This is a genomic window from Actinophytocola glycyrrhizae (assembly GCF_042653545.1).
GTDB lineage: Bacteria > Actinomycetota > Actinomycetes > Mycobacteriales > Pseudonocardiaceae > Actinophytocola > Actinophytocola glycyrrhizae.
Genome location: NZ_JBHSIS010000002.1, coordinates 270,859 through 286,063, shown reverse-complemented (window position 1 = coordinate 286,063; position 15,205 = coordinate 270,859). Strand labels below are relative to the sequence as shown.

5 protein-coding genes are annotated in these 15,205 nt (G+C 72.4%); all 5 read left to right on the top strand.

Translation table 11 applies throughout. The annotated features are described in order from the left end of the window. Nucleotides 1-7: 7 nt before the first annotated feature. The 5 genes from ACFPCV_RS01305 to ACFPCV_RS01285 are packed head-to-tail and all read left to right on the top strand — an operon-like array spanning nt 8 to nt 15,140. Nucleotides 8-5,422, top strand: coding sequence for a type I polyketide synthase (locus tag ACFPCV_RS01305; RefSeq protein ID WP_378053540.1), 5,415 nt, complete (start codon nt 8-10; stop codon nt 5,420-5,422). A gap of 23 nt (nt 5,423-5,445) precedes the next feature. Beyond that, on the top strand, nt 5,446-6,399 hold the full coding sequence (locus ACFPCV_RS01300) for a TauD/TfdA family dioxygenase (RefSeq protein WP_378053538.1): 954 nt from the start codon (nt 5,446-5,448) through the stop codon (nt 6,397-6,399). After that, nucleotides 6,399-6,587 (top strand): MbtH family protein, encoded by a 189-nt coding sequence (locus tag ACFPCV_RS01295; protein ID WP_378053536.1) that lies wholly within the window; start codon nt 6,399-6,401, stop codon nt 6,585-6,587. The genes ACFPCV_RS01300 and ACFPCV_RS01295 overlap by 1 nt, the downstream gene beginning before the upstream one ends. Then, nucleotides 6,584-9,631, top strand: coding sequence for a non-ribosomal peptide synthetase (locus tag ACFPCV_RS01290; protein WP_378053534.1), 3,048 nt, complete (start codon nt 6,584-6,586; stop codon nt 9,629-9,631). Before ACFPCV_RS01295 ends, ACFPCV_RS01290 begins: the two co-directional genes overlap by 4 nt. A 4-nt stretch (nt 9,632-9,635) precedes the next feature. After that, entirely contained in the window at nt 9,636-15,140 is a 5,505-nt protein-coding gene (locus ACFPCV_RS01285) for a non-ribosomal peptide synthetase/MFS transporter (protein WP_378053532.1), read from the top strand. Nucleotides 15,141-15,205 lie beyond the last annotated feature (65 nt).

Sequence of the window (15,205 nt, the reverse complement as noted above, 5' to 3'; positions counted from 1 at the left end):
ACACACGATGGACCAGCCGAACGAGATCGGCACGCCGGACGAGCCGGCCGGCGCGGAGCCGATCGCGATCGTCGGCATCGCCGCGCGCGTGCCAGGGGCGAACGACGTGCACCAGTTCTGGCGCAACCTGGTGGACGGCGTCGAGTCGGTCACCGCGTTCACCCGCGAGGAACAGCTGGCCCGAGGCGCGCTGGAGAGCGAGGTCGACGACCCGGGCTGGGTGAACGCCGCGCCGGTCGTCGACGGCTTCGACCAGTTCGACGCCGGGCTGTTCGGCATGTCCGACCGCGAGGCCGCGCTCACCAACCCGCAGCACCGGCTGTTCCTGGAGAGCTGCTACACCGTCCTGCAGGACGCGGGCTACGACCCGGCCCGCTACCCGGGCGCCGTCGGCGTGTACGCGGGCAGCGGCGGCAACGCCTACTTCTGGGAGAACATCAGGCAGAACGCCGCGGCGAGCGGCTCACCGCACAACGCGGTCTCCCTGGCCACCGGCAACCAGCCCAACTACGTGGCCACCGGCCCCTCCTACAAGCTCGACCTGCGCGGGCCCAGCATGACCGTCGCGACCGCCTGCTCCACCTCGCTGGTCGCGCTGCACCTTGCGTGCGAGGCGCTGCGCAACGGTGAGTGCGACATGGCCATCGCGGGCGGTGTCAACATCGAGCACCCCCACGGGACCGGCTACCTCGGCATGGAGGGCTTCACCTCGCCGGACGCGCACGTGCGGCCCTTCGACGCAGGCGCCAACGGCACCGTGTGGGGCAGCGGCGTGGGCACCGTGCTGGTGAAGCGGCTTTCCGACGCGATCGCCGACGGCGACACCGTCCGCGCGGTCGTGCTCGGCAACGCCATCAACAACGACGGCGGCAACAAGGTCGGCTTCACCGCGCCCAGCGTCGACGGGCAGGCCGAGGCGGTCGCGCAGGCCGTCGGCATGGCCGGGATCGACCCGCGGGAGATCACCTACGTCGAGGCGCACGGCACCGGCACCGCGATGGGCGACCCGATCGAGGTCGCCGCGCTGTCCATGGTGTACGGCGACGGCACCGACGAGCGCGAGTGGTGCGGCATCGGCTCGGTGAAGGCCAACATCGGCCACCTGTCCCAGTCCGCGGGCATCATCAGTGTCATCAAGGCCGTGCTCGCGATCGAGCACGGCATGATCCCGCCGTCGATCAACTACGAGCGGCCCAACCCGGCGATCGACTTCGCCGAGACCCCGTTCTACGTGAACTCCACCCTCACCAAGTGGGACCCGCACGGGCTGCCGCGCACCGCCGGAGTCAGCTCCTTCGGCATCGGCGGCACCAACGCGCACGTCGTGCTGCGGGAGGCACCCGCGACCACCAGGGCGAGGCGCGAGACGGCCGGCCCGCAGGTGCTGGCGCTGTCCGCACGCAGCGACGCCGCGCTCGCCACCGCGCTCACCCAGCTCGCCGACCACCTCGACGCCACGACCGCGGCCGGGCCGGAGCACCTCGCCGACGTTGCGCACACCCTGCGGATCGGCCGCCCCGAGTACCCGCACCGCACCGCGGTCGTCGCCACCGACCTGTCGGACGCGGTCACCGCGCTGCGCACCAGGCGGCGCCACCTCACCGGCGTCGCCACGGCGCCCCCGCCCCGGGTGGCGTTCCTGTTCTCCGGCCAGGGCTCCCAGTACGCCGGGATGGGTGCCGGGCTGTACGCGACGCGGCCGGTGTTCGCCGCCGCGGTCGACGAGTGCGCGGAACTGCTCACCCCGTTGCTGGGCAACGACATCAGGGACCTGATCCTCGGTCGTGACCAAGACGCGGAGCACAAGCTGCGGGAGACCCGGTTCACCCAGCCCGCGCTGTTCGTCGTGGAGTACGCGCTCGCCGTGCTGTGGCACAGCGCGGGCGTGCGGCCCGCCGCCATGGTCGGCCACTCGATCGGCGAGTACGTCGCCGCGACCGTCGCCGGGGTGTTCGGCCTGGCCGACGCGCTGCGCGTGGTGGCGGCCAGGGGCAGGCTGATGCAGTCGGTGCCGCCGGGTGCCATGCTCGCCGTCCAGCTCGACGAGTCCGCCGTTGACCTCCCGGCCGGGATCGAGGTGGCGACCGTCAACGGACCCGGCACCTGCGTGGTCGCCGGGCCAGCCGACGCGGTCGCCGCCTACGCGGAACAGCTGGGGACCGCCGGGGTGAAGGCCAAGGAGCTGCGTACCTCCCACGCGTTCCACTCGGCCATGATGGAACCCGTCCTCGCCGAGTTCACCGAGCTGATGCGGACCGTGCCGCTGTCCGCGCCGAAGACCCCGTTCCTGTCCAACGTGTCCGGCGACTGGATCACCGCCGCGCAGGCCACCGACCCGGAGTACTGGGCCACGCACCTGCGCAACCCGGTGCGGTTCGGCGCGAACATCGCCACGCTGCTCGCCGACGGGCGCTGGGCGCTCGTCGAGTGCGGGCCGGGGCGGCAGCTCGCCGGGCTCGCGCGCATGCAGGTCGCGAAGGCAGGCCAGGAGCAGCGCGCGCTGGCGCCGCTGGCCAGCCTGCCGGGACCCGGTGAGCCCGCCGGTGACCTCGCGACGTTGGCCGCCACCTCGGGCGCACTGTGGGCCACCGGCGTCCCGGTCCGCGTCGAGTCCGATGTGGACGCCCGGCGGGTGCCGCTCCCGGGGTACCCGTTCGAGCGCAAGCGGCACTGGATCGCACCCGACCCCGTGTCGGTCACCGCGCCGAAGCCGGCCAGACGCGGGCCGCAGCCGCTCACCGACTGGTTCGCCGTGCCGACGTGGCGCCAGGTGGCGACCGACCCCCGGACCGTCCCGTTCGGACAGACCGTGGTGTACGCCGACGGCCCGCGCGGCACGGCCCTGGCCGACGCGCTCGCCGCGGCGGGCGCCGACGTCGTGCGCGTCGCGCCGGGCGACCACGAGACAGCGGTCGCCGCCGCACCGACCCGGATCGTGCACGCGCTCGCGCTCGACGGCGACCCCGCGAGCACCGGCATCGACGCCGCGTGGGCCGCGCAGGACCGCGGGTTCTTCAGCGTGTTGCAGCTGGTGCAGGCGCTCGCCGGGGCCGGTGCCACCGACGGCGTGCACCTCGACCTCGTGTCCGCGGGCACCGCCGACGTCACCGGCACCGACCTCACCCGGCCCGAACACGCCACCCTCGCCGGTCTCGCGCGGGTGCTGCCGACCGAACTGCCCGGCCTCACCGTGCGCCGCGTCGACGCCGACGCCGCCACCACGGACGTCCGCGCGCTGGTCGCGGAGCTGGCCCGGCCGTTCGACGAGGAACGGGCCGAGGTCGTGCTGCGGGCAGGCCGGGCCTGGGTCGGTGGCTACGAGCAGGTGTCGCTGCCTGCGGGGGAGAGCCCGCTGCGCGACGGTGGCCGCTACCTGGTCACCGGCGGCCTCGGCGGGGTCGGCATCACCCTCGCCGAGGACTTCGCCGTGCGGGCCGGGGCGAAGCTCGTGCTGACCGCCAGGTCGGGTCTGCCGCCACGCGAGGAATGGGACACCTACCTCGCCGTGCACGGCAGCGCGCCGACCGACCGGACCGGCCGCGGCATCGCCGCGATCCGGCGGATGGAGGCCGCGGGTGCGCAGGTCCTGGTGCTCGCCGCGGACGTCACCGATCCCGCCGACGTGCGGCGGGTCCGGACCGCGGCGCACGAGGCGTTCGGCGGCCTCGACGGCATCGTGCACGCCGCCGGCCTGCCAGGCGGCGGCATGGCGGAGGTCAAGGAACGGGCAGAAGCGGAGAAGGTGCTCGCCCCCAAGCTGGCGGGCACGCTCGCGCTCGCCGACGTGTTCGGCGCCGACGACCTGGACTTCGTCGTCCTGTGCTCGTCGATCACGTCGGTCGTCGGCGGGTTCGGCCAGGTCGACTACTGCGCGGCCAACAACTTCCTCGACGCCTTCGCCCGTGCGGGCACCGGGTTCACCGCTCCCGTGCTGAGCCAGAACTGGGGCGGCTGGGCCGAGGTCGGCATGGCGGTCGAGACCGACGCGCCCGCCGGGTTCCGCGCGCTCACCCACGACGGCGCGGCCCGCTCGCTCGACCACCCGGTGCTCACGACCGTCGTCGAGGCGGGGGAGCACACGGTCGCCCGCGGCCTGGTGTCGGCAGGCACCCACTGGCTGCTCGACGAACACCGGATCGGCGGGGTGCCGGTCGTCCCCGGCACCGGGCACCTGGAGTGCGCGCGGGCCGCCGCCTCGGCGATCCTGCCCGCACCCGCCGGTGCCGCGCTGGAGCTGCGGGACGTCGCGTTCCTCGAACCGTTCGCGGTGCCGGACGGCACGCTCGCCCAGTACCAGGTCGTCACCGCCACGGTGGACAGTGCCGCGGTGGACAGCGAGGACGCCGGGATCGACCTGGAGATCCAGAGCGTCGCGGCGGGCACCACCCGCACACACGTGCGCGGCTGGGCGGGCTGGACCGCCGACGCGCCCGGCGCCGACCTGGACGTCAACGGGATCATCGCCCGCTGCCGCCGGATCGACGACGACAGCTCGTTCGGCCGCGGCCGGACCAGCATGCTCACGTTCGGCCCGCGCTGGCAGGCGCTGGCCGAACACCACCTCGGCGACGGCGAGGAGCTGGCCCACGTCGTGGCACCGGACGAGGAGCCGGGCTGGGGTCTGCAGCCCGCGCTGCTCGACGTGGCGACCGCGTTCGGCCGCGGCCGGGGCGACGGCACCTACCTGCCGCTGTCCTACGGCCGGATCGTCGTGCGCGCGGCGTTGCCCAGGGAGTTCTACAGCCACCTCACCTACCGGGACAGTGGCAACGGGCGAGCCACCGACGACGTGGTGACCGCCGACCTGCGGCTCGTCGACGGAGATGGCCGGGAACTGGTCGCCATCACCGAGTTCGTGCTGCGCAAGGTCGACCAGGACGCCGTCACCGGCGGCCTGACCGCCGACCCGGCCCAGGTGCCGTCGGTGACGACCGACGACATCACCCCCGCCGACGGCGCGGAGGCGTTCCACCGCGGTCTCGCCGCCGGACTCGGCGCCCAGGTGGTGATCACCACCCACCCGGTCGCGGACATCATGGCCCGCGCGAGGGAGGTCACCACCGACACCATCGCCACCGACCTGGGGCCGGCCGCGGAAACCCCGGCGACCACCGGGGAAGGGTCCGCGCCGCCGCGCACCGATCTGGAGAAGGCCGTCGCCCAGGTGTGGCGGGAAGGGCTCGGTGTCGAGGCGGTCGGCGTCGACGACGACTTCTTCGGTCTCGGCGGCAACTCGCTGGTCGCCGTCCAGCTGATCGCCGCGCTGCGCAAGGTGGTCGGGGTGCGGCTGCCGATGCGCATCCTGTTCGAGACGCCGACGGTCGCCGGGCTCGCCGCCCGCATCGAGGAGATCAAGGCGGAGGAAGCCACCCCCGAGCCGCCTGCGCCCGCGACCACCATTCCCCGGCTGCCCAGGGCCTGACACACCTTCACGAGGAGAACGACATGAGTACCCCGACCGCCACCACCCTGGCGCACGTCGTGGCGAGTGACGGCAGCACCGGCGTGCTGGAGCTGATCGCCCAGCGCCGCGAGGAACTGCGGGCAGCGCTGGTCGAACACGGCGGCCTGCTGCTGCGCGGGTTCGACATCGGCGGCGTCGACGGCTTCGACGAGGTCGTCCGCGCGCTCGCCGGTGAACCGCTCACCTACACCGAGCGGTCCTCACCCCGGCACTCGATCAAGGGCAAGGTCTACACCTCCACGGACTACCCGCCAGAGGAGGAGATCTTCCTGCACAACGAGAACTCCTACCAGGCCGCCTGGCCGCTGACGCTGTTCTTCTACTGCGTCACCCCGCCGGAAACCCGGGGCGCCACCCCGCTCGCCGACATCCGCACCGTGTACCGCGAGCTGGACCCGGCCGTGCGCGGCGAGTTCGAACGCCGGGGCTGGCGGCTGGTGCGCAACTTCCACGCCGACTTCGGCACCACGTGGCAGCACGTGTTCAACACCGAGAGCCGCGACGAGGTAGCCGAGTACTGCGCGAACAACGGCATCGAGATCGAGTGGCGCGGCAAGGACGGCCTGCGCACCATCGCCGTGCGCGAGGCCGTGCACCTGCGGCCGGGCAGCGACGTGCCGCGCTGGTTCAACCACGCCACGTTCTTCCACGTGACCACCCTGCCCAAGGACCTGCAGGAGGGCCTGCTCGCCATGTTCGGCGAGGACGACCTGCCGACCAACACCTACTACGGTGACGGCGAACCCGTTCCCGCCGACGTGATGGACCACCTGCGCGCCACCTACCGCGCCGCGAGCACCCGCTTCGACTACCACCGCGACGACGTGCTCGTGGTCGACAACATGACCGCGGCGCACGCCCGCGAACCGTTCACCGGCGCCCGCAGGATCGCCGTCGCCATGGCCGAGGCCCACCAGCCGTCCCAGGAGGACTGATGTCGGAACAGAGATTCCTCGTGGTGCGCAACGACGAGGAGCAGTACTCGATCTGGCAGGAGGGCCGCGCGCTGCCCGCCGGGTGGCACGACACGGGGTTCGCGGGCACCCGCGAGGAATGCCTGTCCCACGTGGACACGGTGTGGACCGACATGCGGCCGAAGTCGTTGCGCGAGGTGTCGTCGTGAGCGGGGAATGGACCTTTCCCGCCTCCTACGCCCAGGAGCGGGTGTGGCTCGCCAACCAGCTCGACCCGGACTCGCCGGTCTACAACGTGTCGCTGCCGGAGACCCTGCCCGCCGGGACCACGGTCGAGCACGCCACCGAGGCGCTGAACCGGATCGTGGCCAGGCACGAGGCCCTGCGCACCCACCTGCGTGCCGACGGCGACACGCTCGTCCAGGTCGTCCGCGCGCACGAGCCGGTCACCGTCGACGTCGTCGACCTGTCCGGTGTGGACACCGCAGCCGAGAAGGCGCGGATCTTCGCGGTCGCCGGGGAACAGGCACGCACGCCGATCCCGCTCGACCAGCCACCGCTGTGGCGCGCCAGTCTCGCGCGTCTGTCCGGTGACCGGCTCGCCGTGCTGTTCGTCGCCCACCACGCGGTGTTCGACAGCCAGTCGATCCTCGTGGTGCGCCAGGAGCTCGCCGAGCTGTGCCAGGCCGCCGTCGAGGGCCGCGAGCCCCGGCTGCCCGACCTCGCCATCCAGTACGCCGACTACTCGGCGTGGCAGCGTGACCAGCTCGCCGATCTGGACCAGCAGCTCGCCTTCTGGCGCGACCAGCTGGCGGGCGCGCCCCCGGTGACCGGTCTGCCCACCGACCGGCCGCGTCCGGCACAGCCGACGTTCGCAGGCGACGAGGTGTGGTTCGACATGCCCGCCGGGCTGCTCGACCGCGTCGGCGAGCTGGGCAGGACGTCGTCGGCCACGCCGCAGATGGTGCTGCTCAGCGCCTACGCGGCACTGCTGGCTCGGCTGTCCGGTGCTGACGACGTGGTGATCGGTCTGTCCACCAGTGGCCGCGACCTGCCGGAACTCGCGCCACTCGTCGGCATGTTCGTCAACCCGGTCGCGCTGCGCGTCGACGTGAGCGGCGACCCCACCTTCACCGAGCTCCTCGGCCGCGTGCGCGGCGCGCTGCTGGACGTCATGGAGCACTGGCACACGCCGTTCCAGAAGATCGTGGAGGCGGTCGCGCCGCAGCGGGACCCGGCCGTGCAGCCGGTGTTCCAGGTGGCGTTCAACCACATCCCCGACTCCGGGTTCGACGAGGTCACGCTCGGCACCACCAAGGACGACCTCGCGTTCGACGTGACCGGCGGCCGCAGCAGGCTGCTGTACCGCACGGCCCTGTTCGACCGCTCGACCGCGGAAGCCGTGGTGGACCGGTACCTGCGGCTGCTCGACGCCGCCGTGACCGGGCCGGGTACCGCCGTCGCCGACCTGCCACTGCTCACCGGGGCCGAGCGGGCGCTGGTGACCGGTGACTGGGCCACCGGGCCGGAGCTGGCCGTGCCGTCGGCGACGGTGCCGGAGCTGGTCGAGCGGCAGGCCGCCGCGACCCCGGACCGGGCCGCGCTGGTCGCACAGGGCACCACCATGACCTACGCCGAACTGAACGCGACCGCGAACCGGCTCGCCCGCACGCTCGTCGAGCAGGGCGCGGGCCCGGGATCGCTGGTGGCGCTCACGTTGCCGCGTGGCGCGGACCTCGTGGTGGCCATCCTGGCGGTGCTCAAGTCCGGCGCGGGCTATCTGCCCGTCGACCCCGCCTACCCGGCCGACCGGATCGCGTTCATGCTCGCCGACGCCGCACCAGCGCTGACGCTGACCCGGTCCCTGCCAGAACCGTCCGCGGTGGACACCGATCTGACGGACGCCGACCGGCGTGCGCCACTGCGCGACGGGCACCCGGCCTACGTCATCTACACCTCCGGCTCCACCGGGCGCCCCAAGGGCGTCGTCGTCGAACACCGCTCGGTCAGCGCCTATCTCGCGTATGCGCGGGCCGCGTACCCGAGCCTGGCCGGGACCGTGCTCATGCACTCACCGGTGTCGTTCGACCTCACCGTCACCGCGCTGCTCGGCCCGCTCACCGCGGGCGGCACGATCCGCCTCGCGGCGCTCGACGACCCGGCGGCACGCGACGGCGGCGCACCCGCGTTCGTCAAGGCCACCCCGGGCCAGCTGCCACTGCTGGACGCCGCGCTGTCACCGACCGGCGACCTCGTGCTCGGCGGTGAGGCGCTGACCGCCGAACAGCTCGCCGAATGGCGCGGTGCCAACCCCGGCGCCACCGTGATCAACGAGTACGGCCCCACCGAGGCGACCGTGGGCTGCGTCGCGGCCCGCTTCGCCCCAGGGGAGGAGCTGCCAGCGGGCCCGGTCAGCATCGGCAGGCCCATCCCCGGCACGCGTGCGTACGTCCTCGACACTCGGCTCAACCCGGTGCCACCGGGTGTCGCCGGCGAGCTGTACGTCGCCGGACCGCAGGTCGCACGCGGCTACCTCGACCGGCCCGCCCTGACCGCGGAACGGTTCCTGCCCGACCCCCTCGGAACGGGGGAGCGGATGTACCGCACCGGTGACCTCGTCAGGTGGCGCGGCGACGGCACACTCGACTACCTCGGCCGCACCGACCACCAGGTGAAGATCCGCGGCATGCGGGTCGAACCGGACGAGATCTCCTCGGCCATGCTCACCAACCCCGACGTCCGCGAGGCCGTCACCGTGCTGCGCGGCGAGACCCTCGTCGGCTACGTGGTCGGCGACCCCGACCTCGACGTGCTGGCGGCCGAACTGGCAGAAACGCTGCCCGAGCACATGGTGCCCGCGGCGTTCGTCAAGCTGGCCGCACTTCCGTTGACCACCAACGGAAAGCTCGACCGCGACGCGCTGCCGGAACCGGCCGCGCAGGAAGGCCCCGCCTATCTCGCCCCCCGCACCGACGCCGAAGTCCTGGTGGCCGAGGTGTTCGCGGAGATCCTCGGCCTCGACAAGGTCGGCGCACACGACGACTTCCTCGAACTCGGCGGCAACTCGCTGCGCGGCATGCGGGCCATGGCGCAGATCCGCAACCGGATCGACGTCGACGTGCCGATGCGGGCGCTGTTCAGCTTCCCGGTGGTCGCCGACCTGGCCGCCGAGATCGAACGCCTGCTCGACGCCGAACTGGCGCAGCTGTCCGACGACGAGGTCGCCGCCCTGCTGGCGAAGGAGAACGAGTAACACCATGACAGCCCTGCCGGAGGCCGCCGACCGCAGCGCGGCCAGAGCTGCCCTGCTCGCCAAGCGGCTCCGCAAACGCGACACAGCGGCACAGCAACGCATCCAGCCCCGCCCCGACGGTGCGACGGTGCCGCTGTCCTACGCACAGGAGCGCGTCTGGTTCATGGACCAGGTCGCGCCCGGCGAGGCGGCGTACCACATCGCGGTGCCGCTGCGGATCCGCGGCGAGCTGGACGTGACCGCGTTGCGGGCGGCCCTGGCGGGACTGGTGGCGCGGCACGAGTCGCTGCGCACCCGGTTCCCCGCCGACGCCGACGGCAGGCCCACCGTCGTCGTCGCCGACCACGTCGAGGTGCCGCTGCGCATCGAGCAGGCCGCCGACGAGGAGGCCGCGCAGCGGCTCGTGGACGCGGCCGCGGTCGAACCGTTCGACCTCGCCGACGGGCCACTGCTGCGGGCGCTGCTCGTCGAGCTGGCCGACGACGGACCAGGCGACCACGTGCTGCTGCTGTCCAAGCACCACATCGTCGGCGACGGCTGGTCGGTCGACGTCATGCTCCGCGACGTGCTCACCCTCTACCGCGGTGGCACCCTGCCCACCATGCCGATCCAGTACGGCGACTTCGCGGTGTGGGAGGCGCAGCGGCTCACCGGCCAGGAAGCCGCCCGGCACGTCGAGTACTGGAAGGACCGGCTCGCCGGGATCGAGCCACTCGAACTGCCGGCCGACCGGCCCCGGCCCGCGACGCAGACCTATCACGGCGACTACGTCGAGCTGACCGTCGACCGGGACACCACCGACGCGCTCGGCGAGCTGTCCCGCCGCTGCGGCGGCACCCTGTTCATGACGCTCCTCGCGGCCTACCAGGTGTTCCTGTCCCGGCACTCGGGACAGGACGACTTCGCCGTCGGCGCGTCCGTCGCCGGGCGGTCCGCGCCAGAGCTGGAAGACGTCGTCGGCATGTTCATCAACATGCTGCCGCTGCGCGCCGACCTTTCCGCGGACCCCACGTTCACCGAACTGCTCGACGCCACCCAGCGCGGCGTGCTCGACGCGTTCGAACACGCCGACGTGCCGTTCGCCAAGGTCGTGCAGGAGCTGGGCCTTCCCCGCGACGTGTCCCGGTCACCGGTGTTCCAGGCCATGTTCGTGCTCCAGAACTACGAGATGGGCCGGTTCGCCGGTGCCGCATCGGAGGAGGGCACCGAGTTCCGGTGGACGCCGATGGAGCTGCGCGCCACCCGCTTCGACTTCGAGCTGCACCTCGTCGAGGTTCCCGGCGGGTTGTGGGGCAAGCTCGTCCACAACACCGACCTGTTCGACCGGTCCACGGTGGAACGCATGGCGGACCGGTTCGGCGCGCTGGTCAAGGCGATCGCGGCCGCACCCGACACCCGCGTGGCCGAGCTGGACGTCATGACCGCCGAGGAGGCCGCGCTCGTCGTCGGCACCTGGAACGACACCACGGCCGTCTTCCCCGCCGCCGCCACCCTCCACGGGATCATCGAGGAACAGGCGGTCCGCACCCCCTCGGCCGTCGCGGTCACCTTCGAGGGCGAACACCTCAACTACGCGCAGCTCAACGCGATGGCCAACCGGATCGCGCACCGGCTGCGCGCCACCGGGGCCGGCGCGGAGACCCTCGTCGGCGTGTGCGCGGAACGCTCGCTCGAACTCGTCGCCGGTCTGCTCGGCGTGCTCAAGGCGGGTGCGGCGTACGTGCCGCTCGACCCCGAGTACCCGGCCGACCGGCTCGCGTTCATGGTCACCGACGCCGCCGCGCCCGTGGTGCTGACGCAGAGCCACCTGCAGGACGTGCTGCCATCGACCGATGCGACGATCCTGGTGCTCGACCACGAGGAGGAGTGGGCCGGGCAACCGATCCACAACCCGCCACCCACCACGGCCGACCAACTCGCCTACGTCATCTACACCTCCGGCTCCACCGGCAGGCCCAAGGGGGTGCCCAACACCCACCGCGGCATCGTGAACCGCCTCGACTGGATGCAGAAGCGCTACGGCCTCACCGCGTCCGACGCCGTGCTGCAGAAGACCCCCGCGAGCTTCGACGTGTCGGTGTGGGAGTTCTTCTGGCCGCTGCAGACCGGCGCACGGCTCGTGCTCGCCAGACCCGGCGGCCACAAGGACGCCGGGTACCTGCGCGACCTGCTCGTCGCCGAGCAGGTCACCACCGCGCACTTCGTGCCGTCCATGCTGACCGTGTTCCTCGGCGAGGACGGCATCGAGGCGGCCACCGCGCTGCGCCGCGTCATCTGCTCCGGCGAGGAGCTGGCGCACGCCGCGGCCGTCGAGTTCACCACCCGGTTCCCGCACTGCGAGCTGCACAACCTGTACGGGCCGACCGAAGCCGCGATCGACGTCAGCGCCTGGCAGTGCGACCCCGCCGCGTTGCGCGCGGTCACCAGCGTGCCCATCGGCGCGCCCATCGCGAACCTGCGGCTGTACGTGCTCGACGAACGGGGCAACCCGGCACCCGTCGGCGTGGCGGGGGAACTGCACATCGGCGGCACCGGCCTCGCCCGCGGCTACCACAACCGGCCCGCGCTGACGGCGGAGCGGTTCGTGCCCGACCCGTTCGCGGGCGAACCCGGCGCCCGCCTCTACCGCACCGGCGACCTCGCGCGGTGGCGCCACGACGGCACGATCGACTTCCTCGGCCGCATCGACCACCAGGTCAAGCTGCGCGGCCTGCGGATCGAGCTCGGCGAGATCGAGTCCGCGCTGCGCGACCAGGACGGCGTCACCGAGACCGCGGTGATCGTCCGCGAGGACAACCCCGGCGACAAACGCCTCGTCGCGTACGTCGTTGGCACGGCGGACGCAGCGGACCTCAAGGCAGCGCTGAAGGACACACTGCCCGAATACATGGTGCCCGCCGCGTTCGTGGCACTCGACGCACTCCCGTTGACCCCCAACGGAAAGCTCGACCGCAAGGCGCTGCCGGCGCCCGTGGTCACCCGCGACGCGAGCGCCGAGCTGGTCGAGCCGCGCACCGGGACCGAGCACCTGCTCGCGGTGATCTGGAAGGACGTCCTCGGGGTCGGTACACTCGGCATCGACGACGACTTCTTCGACCTCGGCGGCCACTCCATGCTCGCCACGCAGGTCGTCGCCCGCATCCGCAAGGAAAGCAGCGGCACCAGGGCCGTCGGCGTGATGGACCTGTTCACCCACCGCACGATCCGCGACCTGGCGTCGTTCATGGCGGGCGAGGTGACCGACGACGGGCCGCGCAAGCTGCTGTACGAGCTGACGAGGCCCGCGCGCGGGCCGAAGAAGCTCACCTACGTGTGCGTGCCCTACGGCGGCGGCAGCGCCATCGTGTACCAGCCACTCGCCGACGCGCTGCCCGACGGCTACGCACTCTGGTCGGTCGCGATCCCCGGCCACGACGTCGGCCTCGAAGAGGACGCGCTGCCCTTCGACGAGCTGACCACCCGCCTCGCCGAGGAGGTGCTGTTGCGGGTCGACGGCCCGCTCGCGCTCTACGGCCACTGCGGCGTCGGCTCCGCGATCACCGCCGAGGTGGCCCGCAAGCTCGAGGCCGCGGGCCGGGAGCTGGAGGTCGTCTACATCGGCGCCATGTTCCCCTTCGCGCGCCCCAAGGGCGCGTTCGCCGCGCTGCGCAACCGGCTGGAGAAACTCAAGAGCAACCGGCACTACGGTGCCTGGCTCAAGAGCATGGGCGTCGACACCGACGAGCTGGACCCCGAGCAGGCCGACCGCATCATCTCCAACATGCGGGCCGACTCCCGCGCCTCGGAGGACTACTTCACCGGTCTGCTGGACCGGCGCGCGGCGAAGCTCAAGGTGCCGATCGTGTCGATCGTCGGGTCGCAGGACCCGGTCACCGACTACTACACCGAGCGGTACGCCGAGTGGCAGTTCCTGTCCGACACGCTCGGTCTCGTCGTGCTCGACCAGGCAGGCCACTTCTTCCTGAAGTACCGGGCGGACGAGCTGGCCGAGATCGTCACGACCGTCCACCCGGCCATCGCGCGCGGCGACACCGAGCCACTCGAACTCGCCGCACGCGGCGAGGACGCGCCCTGGGACCTGCGTGCCTGGCAGAGCGCGGGGACCGCCGCCGCCGAACCGGCGGTGAAGCCGACCATGGGCCGGTTCGTCGCCGTCACCGTCGGCCAGCTCGTGTCCACGACCGGCTCACTGCTCACCGCGTTCGCGCTGCCGATCTGGCTCTACACCCGCACCGGATCGGTCACCGACCTCGGGCTGCTGTGGGCGCTCGCGCTGCTGTTCGGCGTGCTGACGCTGCCGGTCGCGGGCGCGATCACCGACCGGGTCGACCGGCGCAGGGTGATGATGATCGCGAGCTGCGTCTCCGGTTCCGTCCAGCTGGGACTCGCGGCGCTGCTGTTCACGGACTCGTTGTCGCTGTGGCACATCTACCTGCTGGTCTCACTGTCCCAGGTGGCCGGTTCGTTCCAGCGCATCGCGTTCCAGTCGGCGGTGCCGCAGCTGGTGCCGAAGCGGTTCCTCGGGCACGCCATGGGCATCGTGCAGCTGTCCACCGGCACCGCCCAGCTCCTGATGCCGGTCCTCGCGGCGGGTCTGTACGCGACGATCGGGCTCGAGGGCATCCTGCTGGTGGACGTGGCGAGCTACGTGTTCGCGATCACGGCGCTCGCGGTCGTGCGGTTCCCCGACCTGCTGGGCTGGCGGCCGCGTGAGCCGCTGGCGGTCGCGATCCTCAACGGGCTGCGGTATTCGTGGAACCACCGCGGCTTCCGCACGATGCTCGCGTACTTCGCGCTCGGCAACGTCTTCCTCGCACCAGCGCTGGTCCTCGTCACCCCGCTCGTCCTGTCGTTCGGGACGACCACCCAGGTCGCGCAGGTAGCGTTCGCCGAGGCGGCGGGCGCGATCACCGGCGGCATCCTCATGGCGGTGTGGGGCGGGCCGAAGAAGCGCCGCATGCTCGGCGTGCTCGTCTTCAACCTCGGCACCGCGGTCGGCTGCCTGGTGGTCGGTCTCGACGCGTCGCTCGTCGTCGTGTTCTGCGGCATGTTCTTCATGGCCGGATCCATGGCGACCGCACAGGGCATCTACGCGACGTTGGTGCAGGTGAAGGTGCCGCAGCGCTACCACGGCCGCGTGTTCGCGCTTAACCAGACCATCACCTGGTCGACGCTGCCGATCGGGTTCGCGCTCCTCGCGCCGGGCGCGACCGCCCTGTTCGAGCCGTTGATGGCCGAGGACGGCGCACTGGCGGGCACGGTCGGCGCGCTGATCGGCACCGGGGACGGCCGCGGCATCGGCCTCGGCTACATCGTGTTCGGTCTCGCGCTCGTGCTCGTCACCGCGGCCGGGTTCGCGATCCGGCTGCTCCGCCGCTTCGACACCGAGATCGAGGACTCCCTGCCGGACGACCTGATCGGCGCACAGGAACGCGAGCAACGCATGGCGGCGAGGAACGGGAACACGGCGCGGAACAGGGAGGAACCGAAGGTCGCGGCCGGCGTCTGAGATAACGGGATGGCGACGGCCGCCACGGTCGCGGCCGTCGCCATCCCGCGTGCGAGATGATTCGT

What these genes read in the sequence shown, in the direction of transcription:
- ACFPCV_RS01305 (WP_378053540.1), top strand. Translation starts at nt 8, where the DNA reads ATGGACCAGCCGAACGAGATCGGCACGCCGGACGAGCCGGCCGGCGCG.
- ACFPCV_RS01300 (WP_378053538.1), top strand. Translation starts at nt 5,446, where the DNA reads ATGAGTACCCCGACCGCCACCACCCTGGCGCACGTCGTGGCGAGTGAC.
- ACFPCV_RS01295 (WP_378053536.1), top strand. Translation starts at nt 6,399, where the DNA reads ATGTCGGAACAGAGATTCCTCGTGGTGCGCAACGACGAGGAGCAGTAC.
- ACFPCV_RS01285 (WP_378053532.1), top strand. Translation starts at nt 9,636, where the DNA reads ATGACAGCCCTGCCGGAGGCCGCCGACCGCAGCGCGGCCAGAGCTGCC.